Here is a 23214-nt window from a genome sequence, read left to right as displayed (position 1 = left end):
TCCCCCGCGACTGAATTCCCCGGGGCTCAATTCCCGGGACTCCGGAGGGCCCTGCGGCGTAAAATTACTCCTATGGCCGAGACGTGGATTCGGCTCCTCGGTCCGCCCAGAATCGAGTCCCCAGGCACCACTCCCCCACAGCCCAAGGGCCGCAAAGCCTGGGCTGTGCTGGCCTGCCTCGCCCTGCAGCCGGACGGCATCAGCCGCTCCCGGACGGCCGCCCTGCTGTTCCCGGACGCCGCGGATCCGCTGGGTGCGCTGCGCTGGAACCTGTCCGAGCTGCGCCGGACCCTGGTGGGGGTCTCCATCGCCGGCGACCCGCTGCGGCTGACCCTCCTGCAGCCCTGGCATTGCGATGCCCTGGAGCTGGTCGGCTCGGCCAACGGCCCCGGCCTGGACCCGCGGCGGTTCGACGGCCAGCTGCTGGAAGGACTCTCCTTCGCGGACAGCCCCGTCTTTGACTCCTGGCTGGCGGAACAGCGGTACCGGCTCGAGAACTGCATCCAGTCGCTGCTCTATGAGGCGTCGCTGGCCGCCCTCGCCTCGGGTACCCCGGCGGACGCAGTCGGGCTGGCCACCCTGGCGCTGCGCCGGGATCCCTTCCACGCGGACTGCACCGCCGTCCTGGTCAAAGCACTCGTCGCCCTGGGCGAGCACCGGCGGGCCCGGGAGGAGGTCACCAAATGCGCGGAGCTGTACCACCGGGAGCTGGGCCTGCCGCTGCCGGCGGAGGTCCGGCGCGCCCTGTCCGACTCAATTCCGGAGGCTGACCCCGGAATCACCGCCACCGCGGCCACCGTCCGGTCCTATCTCGACGCCGGCAGCGCCTCCCTGTCGGCGGGCGCCGTGGACCGGGGCCTCGACCAGCTGCGGCTCGCCGTCGTCCTGGCCCAGCGCGCTGGTCAACCAAACCCCGACCGCCACCTGGTGGCCGAGGCGCTGGTGACGCTGGCCGGGGCGCTGATCCACCAGGCGGGTGGCCGCGGCGCCGAGGTCGCCGATTTCCTGCACCGCGCGCTGTCGGCGGAAGCGCCCGACGGCGTCTCCCGGACGGCCGCCGCGGCCTTCCGGGAGCTGGGCTACCTGTCCGTGCAGCGCGGCGTCCCGGACCGGGCGGCCGGCTGGCTGGACCGGGCGACGCAGGCGGCGCGGGGCATCCCCGACGAGCAGGCCCGGATCCTCGCGATCCAGGGCATGCTCGCCTCGGACACCGCGCATTATGGGGACGCTGTGGCTGCCTTCGCGGAGTCCAGGAGGCTGGCCGGGACGGTCCGGAACCGCCGGCAGCAGGCGTTCAGCAAGGCGCTGCTGGGGCGCGTGCATCTGCTCCGCGGGGATCTGGGGCTGGCAGCCGCCGCCCTGGACCGGGCGCTCGACGGGATCGTGGAAGAACACTGGACCGCGTTCGAACCGTTTGCCGCCGGCATCCGCGGTGAGACCTACCTGGCCGCGGGCCGGCTGGACGCCGCGGCGGACCTGATTGACCGGTCCTGGGTTATGGCCGAGCTGGCCGGCGACCACTGCTACATGGCGCTGGCCGCCGGCGCCGAGGCCCGGCTGTTCCTGGCGCACGGCGACCTCGCCGCCGCGGAACACTGGATCGACCGGGGCCTGGAACCCAAACCCTGGTACCTCTGGTACACCGCCCGGCTGCTGGATGTCGCGGCGGAAGTCGCCATCGCCACGGGCTCCCCGCGCGCCTCACAGTTCGTGGACCGGCTGGCCGCGCTGGCCAGCCGGAGCGGCATGCGGGAGTTCGTGGTGCGGGCGCAGTCGCACCGGGCCGTGCTCGGCGACGCGGCTGCCGCCCAGGCCGTGCCCTGGCTGGCGCAGGAGATCGACAACCCCGCGCTGGCCGCGTTTCTGGCGCAGCGCCACGGCGTCGCCCGGTGAGCTTGCCGCGGCGGAGCGGGTCCGGAGCCCATTCCGGAAGCCCTGTCCCGCCGTCGTCCGCGGGACTACCATGCAGCTGTACCGATGGGATTGCCACCGTGCTCACTACTGTGTGGAAGGACATCTGTCATGGAATGCATTACGTGGTTCGCGCCGATTTTGCCCGGGAAACTGGAGGCGTGGAAGGCGGGCGTCGAGGAAATGAAAGGCCCGCGGCGGGAAGATCACGAAGCCTCGCGGGCGCGCATGGGCCTGGTGCGGGAAGTCGCCAGCCTGATGCAGACCCCGCAGGGGGACTTCACCTGCATCTTCCACGAGGCCGAGGATCTGGCCAAGGCCTACCAGACGCTCGCCGCGTCGGAGGATCCCCACGACGTGTGGTTCAAGGAGCATCTGGTGAGCGCGCACGGGATGACGGCGGACATGCTGGCTGGGCCCATCCCGGCCACGCTGTTCTTCGACTACCGCGCCGCCGGATAGCCGCTGTTGAAGAAGCACACGCGGGTTAAACAAAAGCAGGGCCCGTCAAAGACGGACCCTGCTCGAAACCTGTAAGGTTCCGGACTCAGAAGAGTTAGCTGAAAGCTAAGTCTTAGAGAGCCTGGATGTTTACGGCCTGGGGACCCTTGGGGCCCTGCTCGGTTTCGAAGGAGACCTTCTGGTTCTCTTCGAGGGAGCGGAAGCCGGAAGAGGCGATCGCGGAGTAGTGTGCGAAGACGTCCTGTGAGGAGTCATCGGGGGAAATGAAGCCGAAGCCCTTTTCAGCGTTAAACCATTTGACGGTACCAGTAGCCATTATTTTTTGTCCTTCGTGAAGGTGGAGGAAAAGTCCCGACTTTCGGGTCCTCCGGTGTGGGGTGCTCAAAACCGCTGCTTCAGAAGAACAAGGTCTTTCAACCTTGCGTACTGCCTGAACTACGAACTGCATAAACACAACAACAGGATCAAGACTACAGGAGATTTCCGGGGCGGATGACCACCGGCCCCGGGGCGGCTCCTCCGGCGCCTCTTTTGAGGCCCTCCGCCCGGACGCCGAACGGTTCTAGAATGGCGGCATGACGCCACAGGAGCTGGCCAATCTGGCGCACCTGCGCCGGGCCCGGGACCTGATCGACCGGGACTACGCCCGGCCGCTCGATGTGCCCACCATGGCTGCCGGTGCCCTGATGTCCCCGGCGCACTTCTCCCGCCGGTTCAAGGCCGCCTACGGCGAGACGCCCTACAACTACCTCACGACCCGGCGGATCGAACGCGCCATGGCGCTGCTGCGGGCCGGTGCCAGCGTGACGGATGCCTGCATGGAGGTCGGCTGCACCTCGCTCGGATCGTTCAGCTCGCGGTTCACCGGGATCGTCGGCATGACCCCCAGCGCCTACCGGGCCCGGGAGCACCACGCGGTGCAGGCCATGCCGCCGTGCATCGCCCGGCTGCGCACGCGGCCTGCCCGCAAGCCGAGCAGGATCGAAGAAGCGCCCCCGCGCCCGCAGTCATAGCGTGGAACACATGAACATTTCACTGCAGTATTCACAAATCACCGTCAACGACCTCGACGAGTCGCTCGCCTTCTACCGGGACGTGCTCGGCCTGGAAGTGCGCAACGACGTCGGCTCGGACGGGCAGCGCTGGGTCACCCTCGGCAGCGCGGCCCAGCCGGATCTGGAGCTGGTGCTGTCCGTCCCGCACGCCGGCCGCTCAAGGGACGACGGCGACGCCCTCCAACAACTGCTCGTCAAGGGTGCACTGCCTATCCTCGTGTTCCGCACGGACGATCTCGACGCCACGTTCGAGGCGGTCCGGGCCTCCGGCGCGGAGGTCCTCCAGGAACCCATCGTCCAGCCCTGGGGCCCGCGTGACTGCGCCTTCCGCGATCCTTCCGGCAACATGGTCCGCTTCAACCAGGCCTGAGGAACGACGACGCGACCGACGCCGGGCTCAACGTCCTGCCCCCGGCACCGTCCTGATCAACCTCCGCGCGTCAGCCCGGGCCGCGCGTCAGTGGCCGCGCCCTCTGCAAGGAGTGCCGTGTCGACGGTAGTCCCTGACGAGATCTGCCGCTTGACCTGCTCAAGCTCATCTTTGAGCAGGTCAACGGTGGCACGGTATTTTTCGAAGTCCGCCGCCCGGCGCCTGGCCACGGCGAAACCGATGCCGGCGGCGAGCACGGCAAGCGGGAACGACACCAGCAGGGCCCAGCCGGACGCGGCAAGGAAGTCGAGCGCCACGGGAAGTGCCTGCTTGAATGCCAGGAACTCGTTCACCCCACCGACCACTCCGTTCAGAGCGGTGTCGAGGGGGCCCAGGAACTGCCCGACGACAGGCGTTCCGGAAAACGACGGAGCGCTCAGCGGCGGTTCTCCCCCTGACCAGCGCGAATCACCGAAATGGTTCAGGACGTAGATCCCGGCACCCGCGTTGAGGGCCGCGAAGAGCAGGACGGAACCAAGCGCAGTCCAATGCAGCCTGCGCGGACGCCAGACGCCGGCCACCAGCGCGAAGAGGGCGGCCGCAACCCAGGAAAGGATGCGGAGTTCGTCGCGGCTCATGCCGCCCAGTAGATCCAAGGAAATTCCCTGCCCCCTTCAGCTGGAATCAATGCTTGTTCCGGTCGCAGGCGAGCCTACCCCAGTCAGGACTCCCGCACCTTCCACTGAGCGCCGCCCCGGGTTACCGGGAGCGGGAACCAGCATATTCCGGTGCCATTGGAGGCGACATCGCTTCTGCCGGCTCTGGGACGGCCGGACTGTCCGCAGGTGCGTCGCCGCGGCCCCGGCGCCCCACCGCGCGCCCCACGGCCATCGAAAGGCGGTGGGAAGGCTGTTCAACGTACCGGTAGAACAGCTCGGCCGCCATGAACGAGGCGGCCACGGAGACGGCGAGCGCCAGCGGAAGCGAAACGGATCGCAGCAGGGTGACGCCGGCCAGGATGATCGGAAGGTGCACCAGGTAGACGCTGAAGGACACGCGTCCCAGCCATTGCGCAACGGCCGTGTCACCGAGCCGCTTGGCCGAGCGGCAGGACACAAACAGCAGGACGATCAGCGTCGCACCCACTGTCACGACGGCTTCGACGCCGGGGATCGGCTGCCCAGGGCTGATCCATTCCGCGTTGGCCAGGAAAATGCCCGCGGCGGCGACGAAGAACCAGGCAAAGCGGGGCCAGGACTGGGTCAGCTCACGGATCCGGTCACGTTCGGCGCCGAGGATGGCCCCGATGGCGAAAATCGGGAGATAGGTCAGCCAGTCCAGGTCCTGCAGGGCTCCCACCGCGGCCAGCAGGAGCGCAAGTCCGGTTTTCACGTGCCAGAAACGCCTCCCGCGCAGGGCGATCAGGACGTAGGCCGGGAGCAGGAGGGAGAACAGGACTTCCCACTTGAGGGACCACAGCGGGGTGTTGATGGTGCTGGCGTTGAGCAGGAGCAGGCCGTCCTTCAGGACCTGGCCCACGGTCGGGTCGGTCACGTAGATGTCCGCCCACGGGCTCTGCAAGGGCGACGCCGACCGGGGAATGATGGCAATCAGCGCAACGGCCACCGCCAGGGACGCCCAGGCCGGCAGGTAGAGGCGGAAAAACCGCTTGGCGTAGTACTGCGCCCAGCGCCCGGCCGCGCCCGGCCGGGTGAACGGCAGGACCAGCACGAAGCCGGAGAGCACAAAAAAGACGTGGACAGCCGGAGTGCCGTTCCAGAGGACGTGCAGCGGCGAGAAGACGGCCCACGCCTCCGCGGTGGTGAGGTCCGCGGACCGGTTGCCGTAGACCACGTTCCCGATTCCCGGGAGGGTGGACAGGGCGTGGCAGGCGACAACCAGCAGGGCGGCGATCCCCCTGAGGCCGTCCAGCTGCGTGACTCTTGATTGACCAGACGTGGAGCGCATCCACCCTATGTTACCAGTTCGTTACATTACGCCTTCGTCGCGAGGGTGCGGCCGAGGGCATCGAGGAGCAGCCGGCTGCCGTACTCCCGGCCCGCTCCGTCGTCGAGACCGTCGAGATGAACGCCTTGCTCCGTATGCGTCAGCCGGGACCCTCCATCGAGGCGCTCAAACTCGAAGGACGCTACCGACGTGGAAATGTGCGCGCCGTCGATCCACATGTCGTAACTCGTCACGATTCGCTCGTGCTCGACGATATCGGTGTAGCGCGCCTCATAGCGCGACAGCACACCGTTGTGGAAGCGTGCCTCGTCGATGTCCAGTCCGCCGACCCGGAAATCGAAGCGCCACTCACTCGGCGTCCACTCGTAACCGCCGCCAAACCAGTCGCGTTTGCGCTCCTCGACGGCGAACGCGGCCCAGAGATCGGCGATCGCCGCCGGATAGTCGCGAACCAGCGTAAATCCGGCATGCGCGACGGCCGTCATGACCGAACCTCGCGCCGGAAGGTCACATGCGTCACGCCACTCGGTGCTGCCTCTGAGCTGACGCTGTAACCCGACTCCAGACCGCGCAGGTCGTCCCACAGCCGTACGCCGCGCCCGAGCAGGATGGGAGCGATGCCGACGTGGAGATCGTCGACGAGGCCGGCGCGGAGGAAGTCCCGAACGGTGGACGCGCCCCCACCGACGCGCACGTCGCCGTCGTTCGCTGCCGCGGCGGCGGTTCGGAGTGCTTCCTCCGGCGACGCCGTGAGGAAGTGGAAGGTGGTGCCCCCTGCCATCTCCATCGACGGGCGGGGCGAATGCGTGAGTACGAAGACGGGCACGCGGAAGGGCGGCTCGTCGCCCCACCATCCACGCCAGTGGGGGTCGTCGGGGTTCGCGTGCAGTCCGAACATCCCCGCGCCCATGATCTCCGCGCCGACATCTTCGAAGTAGCGCGCGGCGTAGCGGTCATCGACGCCGGTGGTTCCCTCCCCGCTGGCGTCGTGCAGCACCCGTTCGCGGACGGTGCGCGTCGCAGCGTACGCGGCTGTGAGGCGCCCCCAGTCGTCGCCAAACGGGTTTTCCGGGGTCTGGTCGGTAGTCGTGGCGAAGCCGTCGAGCGAGATGTTGAGGTCTACGCGGACGCGTGTCATGGCAATGCCTCCTTAAACGTGACGGGTGAGGTGGATGCCGAGCCGGTCGGCCCGGCTTTCGGCGGGTGTGCGCTGCTCGCCGAGCCAGAGGTGAAGCACATCGAGAGCGCCAGGGCGGAGGCTGACGGTGCGTACGCGGCCGTTTTTCTCCGACGTGACGACGCCCGCCTCTTCGAGCACACCCAGATGCTGGAGCATCGACGGGAGAGTCATCGAGAAGCGAGCCGCGAGAGCCGACACGGGGGCGGGGCCCTTCGCGAGAATCTCGACGACCGCGCGCCGGGTCGGATCGGCGAGCGAGCGGAGCACCAGGTCGACTTCCGCTCGATAGTTTGGCATATGCCTAAGTGTTCAGAAGAGCGGGCGGCCTGTCAAGTGTTTTGCACTGCCGGTTCGCGGACCTGTGGCCACCGTATAATCACTGCATGCCAATCTCGCGCCTCAACCGAAGCCTCCATGCCCTGCAGTCCGCCGTCGACCAGCGCGGCGGCGCTCTGTGAGCGGCGGTCTCGTCGCCCTGCTGGATGACGTCGCAGCCCTGGCCCGCATAGCGGCCGCTTCGGTGGACGACGTCGCTGCCGGGGCGGCGAAGGCGGGAGCCAAGGCCGCCGGTGTGGTGATCGACGACGCCGCCGTCACCCCGCAGTACGTGTCCGGGGCGGACCCGTCCCGCGAACTGCCGATGATCAAGCGGATCTTCTGGGGCTCGCTCCGGAACAAGCTGCTGATCATCCTGCCGGCGCTGCTGCTTATCAGCGCCTTCATCCCGGGGGTCATCCCGTTCATCCTCATGGCGGGCGGCACCTACCTCTGCTACGAGGGCGCCGAAAAGGTCTGGCACAAGCTCCGCGGCGACCACGACGCCGAGAAGGCGCCGGCGGTCGACCGGGGCCCGGAGGCGGAGGCCAAGGTCACCAAGGGCGCCATCACCACCGACTTCATCCTGTCCTGCGAGATCATGGTCATCTCGATGAATGAGGTGGCCGCTGAGTCTTTGTGGGTCCGGGCGGTCATCCTGGTGGTCGTCGCGGTCCTGATCACGGTGCTCGTATACGGGGCCGTCGCACTCATCGTCAAGATGGACGACATCGGCCTGCACCTGATGACCAAGGACTCTGCAGGCTCCCAGCGCTTCGGCGAGCTGCTCGTCAAGGGGATGCCCGCCGTGCTGGCCGCGATCACCCTTATCGGGACCATCGCCATGCTGTGGGTGGGTGGTCACATCATGCTGCAGGGGGCCTACGACCTCGGCTGGCACCTGCCGTATGACCTGGTCCATCTCCTCGAGGCACCTGTCGCCGGGATCCCGGTGCTGGGCGGCTTCCTGGCCTGGCTCGTGAATACCCTCTGCTCGGCCGTCCTCGGACTCGCTTGGGGCCTCCTCGTCCTGGCCATCGTGCACCCGCTGCTCAAAGTGCTGCCGTTCGGCAAAAAGAAGGGTGGGCACGAGGAGGGCGACGTCCGCGCCGAACTCGCCGGTTATCGGCCGACGAAACGTAACGCCGATTCCGCCTAGGCCGCCCCTCAGCTCCGGCGCAGCGGCCAGGGGCGCCACCCGCCGGTGACCTCCCGCAGCCGGACCTCGGCGTCGTGGAGCCGGGCGGCGGTGAAGGGGCCCGGTTCGCCCCGGCCGGTTTCAGAGCCGGAGCCGTCGAATGCGGTCAGTGCGTATTCGCTCCACCTCCGGCTGCCCACCGGATAGCGTTCGCTGTAACCGCCGGCCGCGACCGAGAGCACCAGCCGCTCCAGCCGGTCCGCCGTTGTCTCGACGGTCTCGTCGCAGGCATCGCAGCCGCACACCGGAAATGGGAAGTCATGCAGCACTCCGGCGTGCACCTGAACTCCCGGATACCCGGTCAGCACCAACGTCAGGGCCGCTGTTCCGGACGCCCGCGGGGTGACTTTGACCGCCTGCAGCACCTTCCCACCCTGCCCCAGCAGCTCCCCGACATGGGCCGGATCGTCCTGGACGTCGACGTCGTACACCGCCGTCAGGTGGTCGATCAGGGCACGGGCGATCGTGTGGAGCCCCGCGAAACGCTCCGGGTGGCTGTCAACGCTGTAGGAGTCCGGGTCCGGCCCGTCCGCGCCCCACTGCCGCCCGCACGGAATGGGCTCCCCCTCGCGGGAATAGTAGGCCGCCGCCGGCAGCGCCGGCCGGACATAGCGGGGCTGTCCTGCTGCCGGGGTCGCCGGGCGGGGCTGCAGCGGCGGGAACTCCTCCGGTTCCTCCCGGACCCAGTCCAACAGTGTGGCCACCAGCCCATGGACCGCAGCGTCGTCTGCGGTGCGCAGCCCGTCGAGCAGCCGGCCCACTTCGAACCGCTTCTCCCGGTTCCCCACCGTGGGAGGGGCGCCTTCGTAGGTGGTCCACTCCGTGTCCGGTCTCAGCCCGGCGATGGTGTTGCCGGCGAACACGGCCGCCGCGGCACGGAGTGTGCTGTCGCCGTCTATCTGGCTGCCGAACGTGCGCAGGAACCAGATGAGCCGTTCAGGGTCAGCGGCCAGCTCATCGGCCCGCACTCCCCGGCCGGCGCAGAAGTCGACGAATGGGGCATAGCCGCTCACGTGCCTCACAACGGCCGGGCCCGGCCCTGGCCGGTACAGCGCCGTACCGCGCGGCATCGGCGCCGGCAGGCCGGAGGGCTGCCCGTCAAACAAGTCCTCCGCCGTCCCCATAACGCGATCCTAGTCCGTGGTGCAGCGAGGATGGGGCGTCGCCCGTGGTGCGTGAGCACCAGGATCACCAGGGACGCGGTCCCCGCGGACTTCCGGACGCCGGACATCACGATGCCGGGCTCGTCCGCGGGCACGAACGTGTCCTTTGCGATGAACGGCGGCGTACCGGGCAGATGTTTGGGGTAGAGCCCGCGCAGCCGCAGGCATATCCTGCAGGAAGACCCGTCCGTTGACCATCAGTTCCCGGAGGTACCTCATGGAAATGCCGAAAGCGTCCGACGCCGACAAGGAGCACTTCCGCTCGGTGCTGCCGGACCATCCCGGGGTGGTCATCAAGCCGATGTTCGGGAACCTCGGGGCGTTCGTGCACGGCAACATGTTCGCCGGACTGTTCGGCCCAACCATCGGTGTGAAGCTCAGCGAGGCGGACAAGGAAATGCTCGAAAGCACCGAGCGGACCGTTCCGTTCGGGCCGGCCGAGCGGCCGATGGGCGGCTACACCGGGCTGCCGGAGATCTGGAATGCCGAGGGCGACGGCGATCAGGCGCGGGCCCGGGCCTGGGTGGAGAAAGCGTTTGAGCATGTGGCCGGGCTGCCGCCCAAGGCGCCGAAATCTCCCAAGGTTCCGAAGGCGAAGGCCGCGAAGAAGTAGCCATGCCCTCCCCCGCCGCAGGCCCGGACCACGCCGTCGACACCTTGGTAATCGGCGCGGGGCAAGCCGGCCTGGCCACGAGCTATTGGCTGAGCCGGCACGGCGTCGAACATCAGCTGCTGGAGCGGCGGCCGGAACTGGGCGGCGCCTGGCAGGACCGGTGGGATTCGTTCTACTTGAACACACCCAACTTCTCGTTCCTGCTGCCCGGGCTGACCTACGACGGCCCCGAGCCGGACTCCTTCCTTCACCGGGACGAGGTGATCGACCTCTTCCGCGACTACGCCGCGCAGATCACGGCGCCGGTCCGGCTCGGCACCGAGGTGACCCGGGTCAGCGCGGCAAACGGCGGCTTCCCGGCCAACGGCGGTTTCACCGTGGACACCAGCCGCGGCCGCTGGCAGGCACGGAACGTGGTCCTCGCGAACGGCGCCTTCCAGCTCCCGCGCATCCCGTCGGCCGCCGCCGCCCTTCCGGGGCACATCCGCCAACTGCACAGCCACGACTACCGCAACCCGCAGCAGCTGCCCGACGGCGCCGTGCTGGTGGTGGGCACCGGACAGTCCGGCGGGCAGATCACCGAGGATCTGCTCGACGCTGGCCGGGAAGTCCATCTCTCCGTCTCGTCCTGCCCCGAGGCCCCGCGGCGGTACCGCGGCCAGGACGTTTTCCACTGGATCCTGCAGGTCAACCTCCGCGGTCCCGAGTACGGCATCAACGGCCTCCAGGTGGACCAGCTCCCCTCCCCCGCCGCGCGCTTCATGTGCAACCCGCTGATCTCCGGCAACGGCGGCGGCCACAGCATCCACCTGAGGGACCTCGGCCGCCGGGGCGTCCGGCTGCACGGCCGCTTCGAGGGAACGGACGACGGCGCACTCGTCTTCAGCGACGACCTCCCCGCACGACTCGCCCTGGCGGAGGCCGGGTTCGGTGCCCGGCTGGGGCGGCTGGCCGACGCCTACATTCACGCCGCAGGCATCGACGCCCCGCCCGCCGAACCCGCGCCGGTGGACAACTGGCTGCCTACTGAATCGGGAGCCCGCCTCAATCTTGATGCCGAGGGAGTCACGTCGGTCATTTGGTCCACCGGCTACGGCCTGGACTTCAGCTTCCTCGACCTCCCGGTGCTCGACCAGTGGAACTACCCGCGGCACAGCCGCGGCGTCACCGACGTGCCGGGTCTCTACGCCGTGGGCCTCCCCTGGCTCACGAAGCACCTGTCGGCCACCCTGTCAGTGGTGGGTGCGGACGCGGAGTTCGTTGCGGGGCACATCGCCGCCCGGTGACCGGGCTCTGCCTCTGACTTTCGGGCGTAGGCTTTTTCCATGGAACGGTCGCGAGCCATCCTTCTTCCCGGCAGCGTGCTTCCCGCCGGCCCGGCCTACGACGCCCTGCTTGCGGCGCTCGGACCGGGAGCGGACGCCGTCGCCAAAGACCTGGAACTCTATGCGGGAGACAGTCCGCCGGGGGACTGGAGCCTGGACACCGAGGTTGACGGGACACTCCGTGAGGCCGATGCCCGCGGCTGGGACACTTTCCACCTGGTGGGCTACTCCGGTGGCGGGGCGGCCGCGCTGGCGTTCACCGCCCGGCACCCGGAACGGCTCCTCAGCCTGGCGCTGCTCGAGCCGGCCTGGGCCGGAAACTGGGACTGGAGTCCCGCCCATGCCCGGCTCTGGAAGCAGTACGAGGAGCTGGATGCACTCCCGCCCGAGCAGTTCATGCCCGCGTTCATGAGGCTGGGGGTCAAGCCCAGCGTCGTCCTTCCGCCGCCAGGCGACGCTCCGCCCTGGATGGCCAAGCGGCCGGCAGGGATCCGGGCTTTCCTGCAGTCGTTCAGGACCTATGACTTGGACCGGCGGAGGCTCGAAGAGTTCCGCCGGCCGGTGCTCTTCGCCCTCGGCGCGCTCAGCAACCCCGACGATTACGGCGAGGTGGCACAGCGGCTGTCCGGCGTCTTCCCGGACTTCCGGCTGGAGGTGTTCGCGGAACGCCACCACTTCGACCCGCCGCACCGGATCGAGCCGGCCCGCCTGGCCGGGATGTTCCTGGACCACTGGGCGCGGGCCGAGAGAATCGCGGCCGAAGGCCAGTAACAACCTGCGGTCTTTGGGCGACCGCCTCTCAACGCCCGACGGCGGGACTCACCGGTTGGTGAATCCCGCCGTCGTGGTCTGCCGGCTGCGATCCGGGGCGCTGAAACCTGCTAGAGGCAACGGGGCTGGTAGGCCGGGTCGGCGGGGCCGGAGGCCTGTCCCAGGGCGTGGGCCACGAACTGGTGCACCACGGGGTCGTTCGGCGTCTGGTCATGCTCGAAGACGTCGGCCGGGCACTTGTCCTGGATGGTGATGTTGGTGACCTGCTGTGCGGAGCCGTTGAGGAACTGGCTGTTGTAGGGAATGACCACTTCGTCGTAGACCGTGGACAGGACGGTGTAGGACGGTCCGGCAACGGTGTCGCCGATGGAGTTGAGCTGCTGCATGAAGGCCGAGCCTGCCTGCTGATCGGCGCAGGAAGCACAGTTCAAGGCGGTGTAGTCCGGCGGCGGTACGAAGTCCGGCGGCGGGACGATCAGGCCTGTCGTGCCGTGGTTGGAGGGTGCGATCCCCACCAGCTGACGGACATACTTGGCTCCGCCCAGGAAGCCCATGTAATAACGCGGCATCATGCCGCCCTGGCTGTGGCCCACCAGATCCACTTTCTTGGCTCCGGTGGCAGCCCGGACCGCGTCCACGAACGGGGCAAGTTCCTTCGCCGATTCGGTCACCGGCGCGGTGGCGTACACACCGTTAGTCTCGCCGTAGTTGAGGGCGAACACACAATACCCGGCGCTCTTCAGGTAGGGCGACAGGGTGGACCAGTTCTTCGCCATGGTTTCGAAGGTCCCAGGCACCAGGATGACGGGATAAGGGTGCTCGGCGGACGGCTTGCAGGACCAGTCGTTGGCTCCGGGCGGGGAAACGTCAAGGGTGCCCGCCTGGGCGGGAGCCACGGTAAGGGAGCCGGCGAGGACCGCGGCGGCGGCGATGGACAGGGTTCTGGTAAGCAATGACATAGAAACCTCTTTGTTCGTGTGTCAGCGGGTGGTGCCAGATGGAGCTCTTTCGCGGCCGGGTCTGGGCTGCGGTCCTCAAATGCTAGGCATCCCGGAACCCGATTCGGCCATGGATTTGCACGGATGTGCACAAATAAGCCGGTCCGCGGGCGTGCCCCGCCCGCCCGCGAATGCCGCTCCACCGCGATACAAAGCTACTGTTCAGTAGCTTTGCGTTCCCGGAACCTGCCCGTGCGCAGCCGCGGGCGTCTGCACAAACGTCCATCCATGCAGGAACGGAACTTCCAGACTGCGGGGACCCAGAGTAACGCGGCACCAGCCGGCAAAAGCCGCCCGTGGGCCCCACTTGCCCTTGGGCCATCTGGCCGGTGATGATGGCGTAGCGCACGACGCGCGACCGGCTCGGGGCGTGGGGATCCCTCAGCTGGCATAGCGCCCCAGAAGGCTTCCGTTGCTACACTTTCCTTCCGCCAATTCGGCCGCCCACCGACCGGCTCCCCGCGATGTTGCCCGGCTGGAGGAGCTGCTGGATGACGACGTGTGGGCGTTCAGCAACTGCCGGGTGGACGCACCGGGCAGGCCTGTCGCCGAAATCGACTGGTTCTTCTATAACGTCCGGCACGGCACCCTCATGGTCAGCGAGTGGAAGGGCTTCCCCCAACGTGTCGCGCAGGCAACCGACACGGGCACGCCCTGGCTGCTCGACGGCGGCCTGGCCGTACCGAATCCGATCGAGCAGGTGTCCCGGCAGCTCGACGCCGTCCGGGCAGCGCTGCGCGGCGCCATCCTCCCCCAGCACTTCCCCGCCTTCGATCCGCAGCAATTGCGGCTCATGCAGAGCGTCTACTCCCCGCAGGTGGACCAGAACACCACGGTTGAGCGAATTCGCTGGGGCAAGGTGTACGGCGACCTGCCGGAACTGGCTGCGGTGGTTGCGAACTCGACCAGCCGGTCACCGCTGGTCCTGCCCGACGCCGGCGCCGGGCTTGCGCTGGCCACAGCGCTTTGTTCGCTGTTCCGCACCACCTTCACTCCCCGGGCAGAGACCAAGCTTCGCGTTTCACCGAAGGGCGGGGACACCGACGTCGTCCTTCGGATCAGCGCCATCCACCGGCAGATCGCGGCGCTGCACGCGGAACTCGCCGACCTTGTGGTCACCGCTGCCGGCGCGGACACCCGGCCCGTCCAGCCGCCGGCCGTCGGCACGGCTCCGCAGGCGGCGGTGAAGGACCAGCCGGCCACAGTGAAGAACCAGCCGGCGGCGGACTCCAAGTCCCCCGCCCTGACCGAGCACCAGCGGATGCACGCGCATCTGACACGAAGCTTCCAGGGAGTCAACGGCAGTGCGGCTGCCGCTACCAAGGCACTCGAGAAGGCGTGGATGTCGGTGCTTGGCGACCCCCTGCTGCACGGAGAATCGGGCATCAGCGTGTCCCTGTTCGGCGGTGTGGGGACGCCGCTGGTGAAGCAGCACCACGGGTCCCTTCCAAAGGTTCTCGGCATGCCGTTGCGCAGGTGGTGCGTGCTGCAGGCCAAAGCCGCCGGCCTGCAGCCGATGGACGTTCCCGGGAAGCCCTCGAACCTGCGGATGCGCTGAGCGTCGGCGAACGGCAGCCGCTGGCCCGGGCGTCGTCGTTACAGGTAGTCCCCGGCACGTTCGCGGGCGATTTCCAGCAACGTGGACTGGAAGGCGACCTCTGCCGGGGCGTAGACCTTGTCCTGGCGCTGGGCCAGAAGCACGCGCCGCAGCGGTGCGGCGGAGCCGAGGCTGATGACCCGGACGTCAGGGTGCTGCAGGGCCACGGCCGTCTTCGGCACCATGGCCACGCCCATGCCAACGCTCACCATCGCCTGCGCTTCCTGGTAGTCGTTGGCCAGGAAGCCGATGGTCGGCTCGAACCCGGCCTCGTGGGCGGAGCGCTGCAGCACCTCGACGACGGGGTGGGCCTCGGCGCGCACGATCCAGGATTCCTTGCGGAGTTCCTCCATCCGGATCTCGTCGCGGTCGGCCAGCGGATGGCTGCGGGAAACCAGCAGGACCGTGCTCTCCTGGAACACTTCCGTGATCCGGATGGAGTCGTCGTGAAAGCGGTTCCAGGGGTAGTCCCAGAGCAGGCACAGACCGGTCACTCCGGACTGCAAGTCGCTCACCAGGTCATCGAAGCGCGCGCTGCGCAGGGACAGGCCAATGGCTGGGTACCTCTTCTTGAAGGCCCGGATCACAACGGGCAGGAATGACCCGGCGAGCGTGGGAAAGGTGCCGACGGTCAGGGAGCCGCGCTTAAGGCCGGCGATCTGGTCCAGGTCCGACTGCGCGGCCCGCATCTGCCCGATGATCTTGCGCGCGTGGCCGGCCAGAATCTGGCCCGCTTCGGTGGGCACCACCCCGCGGGAGCGGCGGTTGAGGAGCGGCTGCCCCACTTCCTGCTCAAGCTTTCGCAATTGCTGCGAGACGGCGGAGGGCGTGTACATCATCAGCTCGGCCGCTGCGGTGATGGAACCCTGTTCCACCACCTCCACCAGCAGGGCAAGGCGCCGAATGTCGAACAATTCCTCATCAGCATCGTTAAGCAACGCTATGCCCTTCTGTTGAATCCGTTAATTCTATACATTCCCCGGGTTAATGGCAGCGTTATGCACCCCGTTTCCGACGGCGGCGCTCGCCTCGCAGGGCTCTTGTCCCCACCGGCAGCAGTGAATGAAGCATCGCTACAGCCCCTTGCAGATATCCAACCTTGTCTTCATTTGTGATCTGGATCAATCTCGAATCAAGGCCTTGAACACCCCGGGCCAGAACCGAAGCAAGGAACAGACCATGAAGATCGAAGCGGAGTGGATGCGCGGAGGCACCAGCAAATGCTGGGTCTTCGAAACAGGCCAGCTGGATGAGACTGGGACCAGCCCGGACGTGCTGCTGCCCCGGCTGTTCGGCAGCCCCGACCACCGGCAGATCGACGGCGTGGGCGGCGCCACCTCCACCACCAGCAAGGCGATGATCCTCCACCGCCCGGCCGACGCCGGCGTCGACGTCGAGTTCACCTTCGCTCAGGTGGGCATCGAGGAAGCCGCCGTGGACTGGGGCAGCAACTGCGGCAACTGCTCGGCGGTGGTGGGCCTGTACGCGATCGAAAAGGGCTGGGTGGTCCCCGACGGCGACGTCACCCGGATCGTCACCCGGAACACGAACACCGGCCAGGTCATCATCCAGCGGGTGTCGACCCCGGCCGGCGCCCTGCCGATCGTCCCGCAGGCCCAGATGCCCGGCGTGCCGTTCCCCGGCTACCGGGTGGGGCTCGGCTTCCTGGACCCGGCCGGCAAGACCACCGGCCGGCTCCTTCCCACCGGGTCCGCCACCGACACGATCATCGCCGGAGGCACCCGCTGGACCGTCTCCATGGTCGACGCCGGAGCGCCGGTGGTCATGCTGCGCGCGGAGGAGCTGGGCCTGGACCCGGAGCGCCACGCCAGCTGGACCGCCGGGCTGGAACTGCAACTGGACACCCTGGAACATATCCGGCGCCAGGCCGCCGTGCGGATGGGGCTGGCAGCGACACCCGGCGAGGCGGCCCGCGCCGTCCCCAAGGTCGCGGTGGTGTCCGCCCCGGCCCGGTCCGACGCCGAGTCCGACGTCGCCGTCGTCATGCTCTCGATGGGCAAGCCGCACCCGGCCCTGGCCATCACCGGAAGCATCGCCCTGACCCTCGCCGCCCGCACCCCGGGCACACTGCTGGGCGACATCACCGGCGGCACCGCCGGACCCACCCTGCGGCTGCGCACCCCGGCCGGGGTGATCGAAACCTGGAGCGAGGAATGCGACGGGCAACTGCTCGTCGGCGTCGACCGCACCGCCCGCACCATTGCCACCACCACCATCCACCTTCCGGAGGCCCTCGGCACCGCCGTCGACGCCTCCTTTGCCGGCGCTACTCGATGAGGAGACAGCATCATGACTAACATCGCAGAAAAGATTGCAGAAAAGACTAAAGAAATGGCACCGCAACAGACCGCGCCCGGCGACACCCGGGCGGAGCGCTCCGGGCGTCCCGACCGCCGCCGCCGTATCCTGCTGGTGACGGTAGCCGCGATCACGACGCTGGGGCTGATGGCCCTCCTGTTCGGAGGTAGCCTGTTCAACCCCGCGGCCGCCTCTGAATCGGAGCCGACCATGACCGCCACCCAGATCATCCCGCTTGTCATCCTTGTGGTGATGTTCGTCGTCGCCACCAAATGGCCGCTGAACATCGGCGTCATGGGGCTGGTGGCGTCCTTCGGGGTCGGCTACTTCATCCTCGGCATGACCGACAAGGAAATCCTGGCGGACTTCCCGGCCAGCATCGTCCTGACCATCATCGGCGTGACCTACTTCTTCAGCATGGCCCAGCGGAACGGGTCCATCGACATCATCGTCCAGACCTGCGTGCGGCTGGTCCGCGGCAAGACCATGCTGCTCCCCTGGGTGTTTTTCCTCCTGGCCGCGGCGCTGACGGCGCTGGGCACCTTCTCCCCCGCCGCGGTGGCGCTGCTGGCCCCGGCGGCCCTGGGCCTGGCGTACGAGTCCCGCATCCACCCGGTCCTGATGGGCGCCTTCGTGATCAACGGTGCCCACGCCGGCGGCTTCTCCCCGCTGTCCGTCGCCGGCGTCCTGGTGCACGACATCGCGCTGAAGAACGGCTTCCCCATCTCGCAGGGCTCGCTCTTCCTGGCCAGCTTCGCACTGAACTTCATCCTGTCCGCCCTGACCATCGTGGTGTTCGGCCTGCTGGGCAAGCTGCGCGACAAGCACAGCAACGAGTACGCCGGACTGGAGACGCCCCGCACCGGCCGCCCCACCGGCCAGCAGATCTTCACCCTGCTCCTGATCGCCGCGATCCTGGTGTGCACGCTGGGCTTCCACATGCCGATCGGCTTCGTGGCGCTCTCCGCCGGCCTGCTCCTGGCGTTCGTCAACATCAAGGATCACAAGACGTTCATCGGGGGCGTGTCCTGGTCCACCGTGCTGCTCGTGGCCGGCATGATCACCTACGTCTCGCTGCTCCAGCACGCTGGCGTCATCGACACCCTCGCCGAGATGGCCCTGGCGCTGGGCGCTCCCCTGCTGATCGCCCTGGTGCTCTGCTACGTGATCGGAGTCGGGTCCGCGTTCGCGTCCTCGACGGCGCTGCTCACCGCGTTCATCCCGATGGCCGGGCCGCTGCTGGCAACCAGCTCCTTAAGCGCCTCCGGCACCGTGGCGGCCCTGGCCATCGCGGCCACCGTGGTGGACGTCTCCCCGTTCTCCACCGACGGCGCCCTGGTGGTGGCCAACGCCCGCGACAACGACCGCCAGCGTGTCTACCGCCAGCTCATGATGTACGCCGGAGGCGTGGTCCTGGTGGCTCCCGCGCTGGCCTGGGCTCTGCTGGTGCCGACCGGGGTTATGTAAGCGGCACGACCGGTCCCGATCTCACGCTGGTTCGAAGGACCGCCGGACCCACGTCCGGCACGCGGACGGGACAACCCTGCACTCCAACGCAACAGGAAACCCGATAGACGGGCGCAGGGAAGACGCGGACGCGCCAAAGGCAGGGCGGCTTTCACAGCCGCCCTGCCTTAGGCTTGCCACGAAGGGTTGGGTCGCACGAACAGCAACTGACCAGCCGGAACGCGGGACCCGATCTGCGACACCCTGGGCGTGCCTCGCTACCCATAGATTGGAGGCAGTAGTCCATCCAAGATGATCATCGTCTCCGCGTAGGTGGGCGTCCATGGTTGAAGTTCGTTACTGCTTCTTCAGCTTTACCGTTGTAGTGGTTCCCATCGCGGAGACCTCCTCCAACAGCGCTGCCGGGGCGAGGTTCACCACGAATTCTCTGGACTCGGTGATGTTGCGAAGCGAATCCTTCTCTCCCCCGGGCGCCAGATTGTCGACGCCCTCCGGCGAGACACTCGAAACCCAGGCGATGGGCCGGGGCACCACCACCGCGGTGAGCAACCGGTAGAAATCACGGGCGGACGTGGTTGCGGGATCGAAATCAGTGCGCATGCTGCCAGACTAACGGTCAGGAAAGTTCGGGAAGGAGACAGGATATGAAGTTCCAGCCATACCGTTCACCGTCAACCGGGCGCGAGGTACGCGCCGTCCTCTTCGACACCTTCGGCACGGTGGTGGACTGGCGCACCGGCGTCGCCCGGCAGGCGGCCGCCTTCGCCGCGACACATGGGCAGGACCTCGACGCCGAGGCGTTCGCCGATGACTGGCGCGCCCTCTACCAGCCGGCAATGGAGGCTATCCGCTCCGGATCCCGGGAATTCGCCACCCTGGACACACTCCACCGCGAAAACCTGGACGAGGTGCTCCGCCGCCACGGCTTCGATCCGGACCGGCTGGACGCAAGAACTCTGGAGGAGTTGAACAGATCCTGGCACCGTCTGCCCCCGTGGCCGGACAGCTTGGAAGGTCTGGCCGCCATCCGCCGTGGCTACATCGTGGGTCCCCTTTCCAATGGCAACACCTCGCTGCTGTTGGACATGGCCAGAAACGCCGGCCTTCCGTGGGACGTGATCATCGGATCGGACATGACGCGCACCTACAAGCCGCTGCCGAGGGCCTACCTTCGGACTGCGGAGTTCCTGGACCTCAGGCCAGGCGCTGTGATGCTCGTGGCCGCCCACAACAACGACCTGCGTGCTGCCCGGGAGGCCGGTCTGGCGACGGCGTTCATCGCCCGCCCCACCGAATACGGCCCGGGCCAGGTTGCGGATCTGACGCCGGAGAGCGATTGGGACCTCTCGGCGTCGAGCATCACCGAACTGGCTCACGAACTCAGGGCCTGAGCTGCGTACTGGCCGCGGTCACCGTCCCCGGGCTTTTCGTGGTGGGTCTGAAGATTGTTGCGGCCATTATTCACGCCCGAGACATCAAAGGCATCCGCGCCAGGGACGTGATACGCCGGGACCCGGTCCGGCGTTTCAGCCGCCAGCGGCGCCCGGAGGGCATGGCACGCGGCGGTGGCCAGTGCGAGATGGAGTCCGGACTCCGGCAGCGGTGCCCGCTGCCCGCTGAGTACGGTGACCATCTCTACCTGTGGTCCAAGGGCGGATCCACCACCCTGGATAGCTTTGTCGCAGCCTGTGTTAGGGGTAACCGGACTAAGGGAGCCCAGGTTCCCTCGCCCGGTCAGCAGGCAAGAATGGAACGACGACGACGACGGGCGTACTTTGCGCCGGCCGGTTCCGTCAGCGTCGGTGCACGGCGGCGCGATCGCAGGCAAATCGCCAAAGCTGAGGGCGGTCTCCACGGCAAACAACCTAAACCAGGAGCGGGGATTTAGTACGTTACACGCAGCTAAGCCGATGGACGAAGGACCCGGCGCACAACAAAGCCCCTCCCGGAGTTGGGAGGGGCTTTGTCATGCTCTGGGGCTCCGTCCGCAATGCCGCGGCGGCCCATTGGCTCGTTAACAGCCCAAGGGGTAGTTACTCCGACGGCTCCTCAACCGGGAGCGCCTCCCACTCGCGCAGCTTCTGGATTACTTCCTCCGGCGTGTAAGCCTCGGGGTCCGCGACGATGCCCGAGGTGGGCAGATGGCTCAGGTCCGACTCGAACAGCCCTGTAACGCCCTGCTGCCGGATAGTGGCCAGATAGCCGCTCTGCAGCAGAACTTGGGTCAGGTAACCGCCTACGCCCTCAGCGGCCTTCATGTCGGCGATCAGCAGGTCCGGGTTATAAGTAATCATCATGACGGGGAGTCTACAGGCCGTTCTCGGCAGCCAGCTTTGCCAGTAGAGCGGACCTCACCATGTCGTACAACTTCTGGGGATCCGGCAAGAAGATGTACGGCTCAACACGCTGGTCGAATCTATCATTTGCGGTGACGCCGCTCATGGTCATGGCGACGCCATACTTTTCAGCAAGCCGTACTACGGGCGCAAACCACTCAGCACGGTAGATCTCCAGGAGACCCATGCAGTTGCCGTCGCGGAACACGTGAATTTGTGGGTATCCGTACACTTCCTTGTTCATGGCTAGGGTCAGTTCGAGCTCCACACCTGCTCGGACATTTTTCATCCGCCCACGGAAGCCGTCCGTCGTGATCCGGTAGGGCAGTTCGGCCCCAAGCGGCCCGAACTGCGGCGTCAGCGATAGCGGGATCTGTGCGGTGAGCTTAGGGACGTCCGGATTAGGCTCCATCGTTCCGTGGAAGACGTCGAGGCGGGGGATGAGATCGGGGGTCCGGATATCGTCCCTCTTCGGAGCTTCCACAACGGCGGTTGCGGTTTCCGCCTGTGGGCTGGAATTTTTCTTGAATCGATCGAGTATCCCCATGCCTTGGATACTAGCCGCAGCAGCAGCGCCAGGCAGACCCCAAGGCCCGGACGAGGAGACCGTGGCGGAGTCCGGGACGCTGATTCAGCCGGCGTGGTAGGAGAACACGAGTGTCCCCGGCAGCCCGATTCCCTCTCACATTTTTTGTAGCCGCCGCCCTCCGGATAGTCGGCCCTTGCCTCACCTATCGAGGCGTAGTCGTGGCCGTCGATTTCCGCGCACTTCGAACACGTCGTCTCGTCCAGAAGTTCGCTGGCATTACTTTCCACAGGTTCCGGCGCTGGATCGGCGGCTTGCACTTCCACAGGAGCCCGACCCCTGTCCACCGCCTGTTTCACTCTGGCCCATGTCCCCACGAACTTGCCCCCGTTCCAATGCAGACCCGCGTCGGTCCGCGCCAGGGTGAGCCTATGCCTGACGCCCTAGAGGCACCGCATCAAGCATTCCTGCAGAGTCCGGGTAGGCCACCGTTCAAAATTCCGTGCACCTTGGTTGTCTTCCAGGCCCATTTGCCAAGTGCTTGGATATGGTGGCCGCTGTCGTAGAGAAGCCACCCAGGGGCAAGGAAATTCAGGACGTTCGGAATCTCTTCGAGTTTGTAGCCCAAGGCGGCTGACTTCCGGTCATCCTTGACACCGTTAGCGATTCTGCGCATTAGTTGCCAGTACTTAGTGGTAGCACCAGCGAAAACTCATAAACCCGTCGCCACAATAAGGCGCTAACCACCAACAGGAGCGTTGGTACCTGATCGGGGGTATAACCCCTACCCTCCGACCAGGACGGCCTTTCACCTCTGTCTCTAAGGGATTTCCACTTTTGCACCTGGTCTTGCCCGACGATACCAAATGCACCGTTGTGTTTTGACCGGATCGCGGGCGCGGTAGGCCGCCCCATGTCAGAGCGTTGTTGACGCAATCGATACCTTACGAGCGGAGTTGAACAAAGTGTTAGCGAACGCTCCAAGGACAAGGGTGGGGTTTCGCTCTGGACCAGTGGAACTTACGGTGCAGGCAGCCGTAACCAGAGATGTCACTGGAAAGGCCGGAGTGAAGTGGTGGCGCTTTTGAGGCTGGCGCTGAAGTCTCACGAGAGTCTGACGTGACTCAGACGCTAAAAATTACTCTGCTTTCAGTGCGCCGCCGTGGAGACGACGACGACGATGATGAAACCCTGGTTTTCGCACCAGCCCCGAAACGAAAAACCCACAGGATAATGTCAGTCATCATGTGGGTATGGAACTGCACACGATCCCCGCCCCGGCCGGAAACGAACGGCACTGCCACATCGTCGCCGCATGGAAGCTGGCGCAAAGCTCACCGCACACGCTCCGCGCCTACGGCCGGAGCATGACGGACTTCTGTTCTTGGCTGGATGGCAGGGGAATGGACCTCCTCACCGTCAAGCGTCCGATCGTCGATGGATACCGCCACACTCTCACGGCTTTGGCCCAGGCCACAATCGCGGCCAAACTGGCGGCACTGTCCAGCTTCTACCGCTACGCGGTATCCGCTGACGTGATCTCGGGGGGGGTGTCCCTATGCTTTTAGTCAAGCTGCCTGAGGAGTTTTTTCCAGGTAGAAGGTTCCGTTTTTGAGCATGGCGAAGATCACGTCGCAGCG

General features: G+C 67.0%; 27 protein-coding genes. 14 read left to right on the top strand and 13 right to left on the bottom strand.

The genetic code is table 11. The annotated features are described in order from the left end of the window. Window positions 1-72 precede the first annotated feature (72 nt). Together ABIB29_RS19510 and ABIB29_RS19505 are read left to right on the top strand one after the other, a co-directional pair. On the top strand, window positions 73-1893 hold the full coding sequence (locus ABIB29_RS19510; protein WP_354174633.1) for an AfsR/SARP family transcriptional regulator: 1821 nt from the start codon (window positions 73-75) through the stop codon (window positions 1891-1893). A 129-nt stretch (window positions 1894-2022) separates the two neighbouring features. Then, window positions 2023-2373: a hypothetical protein gene (locus tag ABIB29_RS19505; RefSeq protein ID WP_354174631.1), complete on the top strand. Its 351-nt coding sequence runs from the start codon at window positions 2023-2025 to the stop codon at window positions 2371-2373. Between the two features lie 112 nt (window positions 2374-2485). Here ABIB29_RS19505 and ABIB29_RS19500 read toward each other — a convergent pair whose 3' ends face one another. Next, a complete protein-coding gene (locus ABIB29_RS19500) occupies window positions 2486-2689 on the bottom strand; it encodes a cold-shock protein (protein WP_024365339.1) in 204 nt (67 codons plus the stop codon). Window positions 2690-2948: 259 nt separating this feature from the next. On the opposite strand from ABIB29_RS19500, the gene ABIB29_RS19495 reads away from it, so the two are divergent. Next, window positions 2949-3386 (top strand): helix-turn-helix transcriptional regulator, encoded by a 438-nt coding sequence (locus ABIB29_RS19495; RefSeq protein WP_354174629.1) that lies wholly within the window; start codon window positions 2949-2951, stop codon window positions 3384-3386. 10 nt (window positions 3387-3396) lie between these two features. Continuing rightward, a complete protein-coding gene (locus ABIB29_RS19490; RefSeq protein WP_160667324.1) occupies window positions 3397-3798 on the top strand; it encodes a VOC family protein in 402 nt (133 codons plus the stop codon). 56 nt (window positions 3799-3854) lie between these two features. Here ABIB29_RS19490 and ABIB29_RS19485 read toward each other — a convergent pair whose 3' ends face one another. From ABIB29_RS19485 to ABIB29_RS19465, 5 genes are all read right to left on the bottom strand, one after another. Then, the gene (locus ABIB29_RS19485) at window positions 3855-4436 is read right to left on the bottom strand and encodes a hypothetical protein (RefSeq protein WP_354174627.1); all 582 of its coding nucleotides are present in this window, start codon (window positions 4434-4436) and stop codon (window positions 3855-3857) included. A gap of 121 nt (window positions 4437-4557) precedes the next feature. Beyond that, the gene (locus ABIB29_RS19480) at window positions 4558-5766 is read right to left on the bottom strand and encodes an acyltransferase family protein (RefSeq protein WP_354174625.1); all 1209 of its coding nucleotides are present in this window, start codon (window positions 5764-5766) and stop codon (window positions 4558-4560) included. Window positions 5767-5792: 26 nt separating this feature from the next. After that, window positions 5793-6251, bottom strand: coding sequence for an SRPBCC domain-containing protein (locus tag ABIB29_RS19475; protein ID WP_354174623.1), 459 nt, complete (start codon window positions 6249-6251; stop codon window positions 5793-5795). Further along, on the bottom strand, window positions 6248-6904 hold the full coding sequence (locus ABIB29_RS19470; protein WP_354174621.1) for a dihydrofolate reductase family protein: 657 nt from the start codon (window positions 6902-6904) through the stop codon (window positions 6248-6250). Before ABIB29_RS19470 ends, ABIB29_RS19475 begins: the two co-directional genes overlap by 4 nt. A 12-nt stretch (window positions 6905-6916) precedes the next feature. Then, window positions 6917-7243, bottom strand: a complete 327-nt coding sequence (locus ABIB29_RS19465) for an ArsR/SmtB family transcription factor (RefSeq protein ID WP_354174620.1) — start codon at window positions 7241-7243, stop codon at window positions 6917-6919. 157 nt (window positions 7244-7400) lie between these two features. Here ABIB29_RS19465 and ABIB29_RS19460 point away from each other — a divergent pair, with 157 nt between their 5' ends. After that, window positions 7401-8420, top strand: a complete 1020-nt coding sequence (locus ABIB29_RS19460) for a DUF808 domain-containing protein (protein ID WP_354174618.1) — start codon at window positions 7401-7403, stop codon at window positions 8418-8420. Window positions 8421-8428: 8 nt separating this feature from the next. On the opposite strand, the gene ABIB29_RS19455 is transcribed toward ABIB29_RS19460, so the two are convergent. Next, window positions 8429-9583 carry a DUF6226 family protein gene (locus tag ABIB29_RS19455; RefSeq protein ID WP_354174617.1) on the bottom strand — a complete coding sequence of 385 codons (1155 nt, stop codon included), beginning with the start codon at window positions 9581-9583 and terminating at the stop codon, window positions 8429-8431. Between the two features lie 256 nt (window positions 9584-9839). Between ABIB29_RS19455 and ABIB29_RS19450 the strand changes: the two genes are divergently transcribed. From ABIB29_RS19450 to ABIB29_RS19440, 3 genes are read left to right on the top strand one after another with little or no spacing between them, the layout of a single operon-like run. Then, the gene (locus tag ABIB29_RS19450; protein WP_354174615.1) at window positions 9840-10235 is read left to right on the top strand and encodes a TfoX/Sxy family protein; all 396 of its coding nucleotides are present in this window, start codon (window positions 9840-9842) and stop codon (window positions 10233-10235) included. 2 nt (window positions 10236-10237) lie between these two features. Beyond that, on the top strand, window positions 10238-11521 hold the full coding sequence (locus tag ABIB29_RS19445; protein WP_354174613.1) for a flavin-containing monooxygenase: 1284 nt from the start codon (window positions 10238-10240) through the stop codon (window positions 11519-11521). Window positions 11522-11560: 39 nt separating this feature from the next. Continuing rightward, window positions 11561-12331: an alpha/beta fold hydrolase gene (locus ABIB29_RS19440; protein WP_354174611.1), complete on the top strand. Its 771-nt coding sequence runs from the start codon at window positions 11561-11563 to the stop codon at window positions 12329-12331. Window positions 12332-12441: 110 nt separating this feature from the next. On the opposite strand, the gene ABIB29_RS19435 is transcribed toward ABIB29_RS19440, so the two are convergent. Continuing rightward, window positions 12442-13290 (bottom strand): esterase/lipase family protein, encoded by an 849-nt coding sequence (locus ABIB29_RS19435; protein WP_354174609.1) that lies wholly within the window; start codon window positions 13288-13290, stop codon window positions 12442-12444. Window positions 13291-13741: 451 nt separating this feature from the next. Here ABIB29_RS19435 and ABIB29_RS19430 point away from each other — a divergent pair, with 451 nt between their 5' ends. Beyond that, window positions 13742-14887 carry a hypothetical protein gene (locus ABIB29_RS19430; RefSeq protein WP_354174607.1) on the top strand — a complete coding sequence of 382 codons (1146 nt, stop codon included), beginning with the start codon at window positions 13742-13744 and terminating at the stop codon, window positions 14885-14887. 38 nt (window positions 14888-14925) lie between these two features. Here ABIB29_RS19430 and ABIB29_RS19425 read toward each other — a convergent pair whose 3' ends face one another. Next, the gene (locus ABIB29_RS19425) at window positions 14926-15864 is read right to left on the bottom strand and encodes a LysR family transcriptional regulator (protein WP_354174606.1); all 939 of its coding nucleotides are present in this window, start codon (window positions 15862-15864) and stop codon (window positions 14926-14928) included. Between the two features lie 241 nt (window positions 15865-16105). Here ABIB29_RS19425 and ABIB29_RS19420 point away from each other — a divergent pair, with 241 nt between their 5' ends. Beyond that, complete coding sequence (locus ABIB29_RS19420) at window positions 16106-17224, top strand: PrpF domain-containing protein (protein WP_354174604.1); 1119 nt, start codon at window positions 16106-16108, stop codon at window positions 17222-17224. A 54-nt stretch (window positions 17225-17278) separates the two neighbouring features. Continuing rightward, the gene (locus ABIB29_RS19415; protein ID WP_502915660.1) at window positions 17279-18712 is read left to right on the top strand and encodes an SLC13 family permease; all 1434 of its coding nucleotides are present in this window, start codon (window positions 17279-17281) and stop codon (window positions 18710-18712) included. A 336-nt stretch (window positions 18713-19048) separates the two neighbouring features. Here the strand turns inward: ABIB29_RS19415 and ABIB29_RS19410 are convergent, their stop codons facing one another. Continuing rightward, on the bottom strand, window positions 19049-19312 hold the full coding sequence (locus tag ABIB29_RS19410) for a flavin reductase family protein (RefSeq protein WP_354174602.1): 264 nt from the start codon (window positions 19310-19312) through the stop codon (window positions 19049-19051). A 44-nt stretch (window positions 19313-19356) separates the two neighbouring features. On the opposite strand from ABIB29_RS19410, the gene ABIB29_RS19405 reads away from it, so the two are divergent. Next, window positions 19357-20103 (top strand): haloacid dehalogenase type II, encoded by a 747-nt coding sequence (locus tag ABIB29_RS19405; protein WP_354174600.1) that lies wholly within the window; start codon window positions 19357-19359, stop codon window positions 20101-20103. On the opposite strand, the gene ABIB29_RS19400 is transcribed toward ABIB29_RS19405, so the two are convergent. From ABIB29_RS19400 to ABIB29_RS19390, 3 genes are all read right to left on the bottom strand, one after another. Then, the gene (locus ABIB29_RS19400; RefSeq protein WP_354174599.1) at window positions 20085-20345 is read right to left on the bottom strand and encodes a hypothetical protein; all 261 of its coding nucleotides are present in this window, start codon (window positions 20343-20345) and stop codon (window positions 20085-20087) included. The two genes, ABIB29_RS19405 and ABIB29_RS19400, sit on opposite strands and share 19 nt — an antisense overlap. 400 nt (window positions 20346-20745) lie before the next feature. After that, window positions 20746-21009, bottom strand: a complete 264-nt coding sequence (locus ABIB29_RS19395; protein WP_354174597.1) for a hypothetical protein — start codon at window positions 21007-21009, stop codon at window positions 20746-20748. A 10-nt stretch (window positions 21010-21019) separates the two neighbouring features. Then, complete coding sequence (locus tag ABIB29_RS19390) at window positions 21020-21595, bottom strand: hypothetical protein (protein ID WP_354174595.1); 576 nt, start codon at window positions 21593-21595, stop codon at window positions 21020-21022. A gap of 914 nt (window positions 21596-22509) precedes the next feature. Between ABIB29_RS19390 and ABIB29_RS19385 the strand changes: the two genes are divergently transcribed. Both ABIB29_RS19385 and ABIB29_RS19380 read left to right on the top strand, forming a co-directional pair. Next, window positions 22510-22662 (top strand): trypco2 family protein, encoded by a 153-nt coding sequence (locus tag ABIB29_RS19385; RefSeq protein ID WP_354174657.1) that lies wholly within the window; start codon window positions 22510-22512, stop codon window positions 22660-22662. A gap of 165 nt (window positions 22663-22827) precedes the next feature. Next, complete coding sequence (locus ABIB29_RS19380) at window positions 22828-23142, top strand: site-specific integrase (RefSeq protein ID WP_354174594.1); 315 nt, start codon at window positions 22828-22830, stop codon at window positions 23140-23142. Window positions 23143-23214 lie beyond the last annotated feature (72 nt).

Origin of the sequence: Arthrobacter sp. UYEF36 (genome assembly GCF_040547025.1) — a bacterium.
Taxonomy (GTDB): Bacteria; Actinomycetota; Actinomycetes; order Actinomycetales; family Micrococcaceae; genus Arthrobacter.
The sequence above is the reverse complement of the archived record's forward strand: the minus strand, read 5'-3'. Positions and strand labels throughout refer to the sequence as shown.

Coding starts and splice junctions, on each gene's coding strand:
- ABIB29_RS19510 (WP_354174633.1), top strand. CDS start 73: ATGGCCGAGACGTGGATTCGGCTCCTCGGTCCGCCCAGAATCGAGTCC.
- ABIB29_RS19505 (WP_354174631.1), top strand. CDS start 2,023: ATGGAATGCATTACGTGGTTCGCGCCGATTTTGCCCGGGAAACTGGAG.
- ABIB29_RS19500 (WP_024365339.1), bottom strand. CDS start 2,689: ATGGCTACTGGTACCGTCAAATGGTTTAACGCTGAAAAGGGCTTCGGC.
- ABIB29_RS19495 (WP_354174629.1), top strand. CDS start 2,949: ATGACGCCACAGGAGCTGGCCAATCTGGCGCACCTGCGCCGGGCCCGG.
- ABIB29_RS19490 (WP_160667324.1), top strand. CDS start 3,397: ATGAACATTTCACTGCAGTATTCACAAATCACCGTCAACGACCTCGAC.
- ABIB29_RS19485 (WP_354174627.1), bottom strand. CDS start 4,436: ATGAGCCGCGACGAACTCCGCATCCTTTCCTGGGTTGCGGCCGCCCTC.
- ABIB29_RS19480 (WP_354174625.1), bottom strand. CDS start 5,766: ATGCGCTCCACGTCTGGTCAATCAAGAGTCACGCAGCTGGACGGCCTC.
- ABIB29_RS19475 (WP_354174623.1), bottom strand. CDS start 6,251: ATGACGGCCGTCGCGCATGCCGGATTTACGCTGGTTCGCGACTATCCG.
- ABIB29_RS19470 (WP_354174621.1), bottom strand. CDS start 6,904: ATGACACGCGTCCGCGTAGACCTCAACATCTCGCTCGACGGCTTCGCC.
- ABIB29_RS19465 (WP_354174620.1), bottom strand. CDS start 7,243: ATGCCAAACTATCGAGCGGAAGTCGACCTGGTGCTCCGCTCGCTCGCC.
- ABIB29_RS19455 (WP_354174617.1), bottom strand. CDS start 9,583: ATGGGGACGGCGGAGGACTTGTTTGACGGGCAGCCCTCCGGCCTGCCG.
- ABIB29_RS19450 (WP_354174615.1), top strand. CDS start 9,840: ATGGAAATGCCGAAAGCGTCCGACGCCGACAAGGAGCACTTCCGCTCG.
- ABIB29_RS19445 (WP_354174613.1), top strand. CDS start 10,238: ATGCCCTCCCCCGCCGCAGGCCCGGACCACGCCGTCGACACCTTGGTA.
- ABIB29_RS19440 (WP_354174611.1), top strand. CDS start 11,561: ATGGAACGGTCGCGAGCCATCCTTCTTCCCGGCAGCGTGCTTCCCGCC.
- ABIB29_RS19435 (WP_354174609.1), bottom strand. CDS start 13,290: ATGTCATTGCTTACCAGAACCCTGTCCATCGCCGCCGCCGCGGTCCTC.
- ABIB29_RS19420 (WP_354174604.1), top strand. CDS start 16,106: ATGAAGATCGAAGCGGAGTGGATGCGCGGAGGCACCAGCAAATGCTGG.
- ABIB29_RS19415 (WP_502915660.1), top strand. CDS start 17,279: ATGGCACCGCAACAGACCGCGCCCGGCGACACCCGGGCGGAGCGCTCC.
- ABIB29_RS19410 (WP_354174602.1), bottom strand. CDS start 19,312: ATGCGCACTGATTTCGATCCCGCAACCACGTCCGCCCGTGATTTCTAC.
- ABIB29_RS19405 (WP_354174600.1), top strand. CDS start 19,357: ATGAAGTTCCAGCCATACCGTTCACCGTCAACCGGGCGCGAGGTACGC.
- ABIB29_RS19400 (WP_354174599.1), bottom strand. CDS start 20,345: ATGGTCACCGTACTCAGCGGGCAGCGGGCACCGCTGCCGGAGTCCGGA.
- ABIB29_RS19395 (WP_354174597.1), bottom strand. CDS start 21,009: ATGATGATTACTTATAACCCGGACCTGCTGATCGCCGACATGAAGGCC.
- ABIB29_RS19390 (WP_354174595.1), bottom strand. CDS start 21,595: ATGGGGATACTCGATCGATTCAAGAAAAATTCCAGCCCACAGGCGGAA.
- ABIB29_RS19380 (WP_354174594.1), top strand. CDS start 22,828: ATGGAACTGCACACGATCCCCGCCCCGGCCGGAAACGAACGGCACTGC.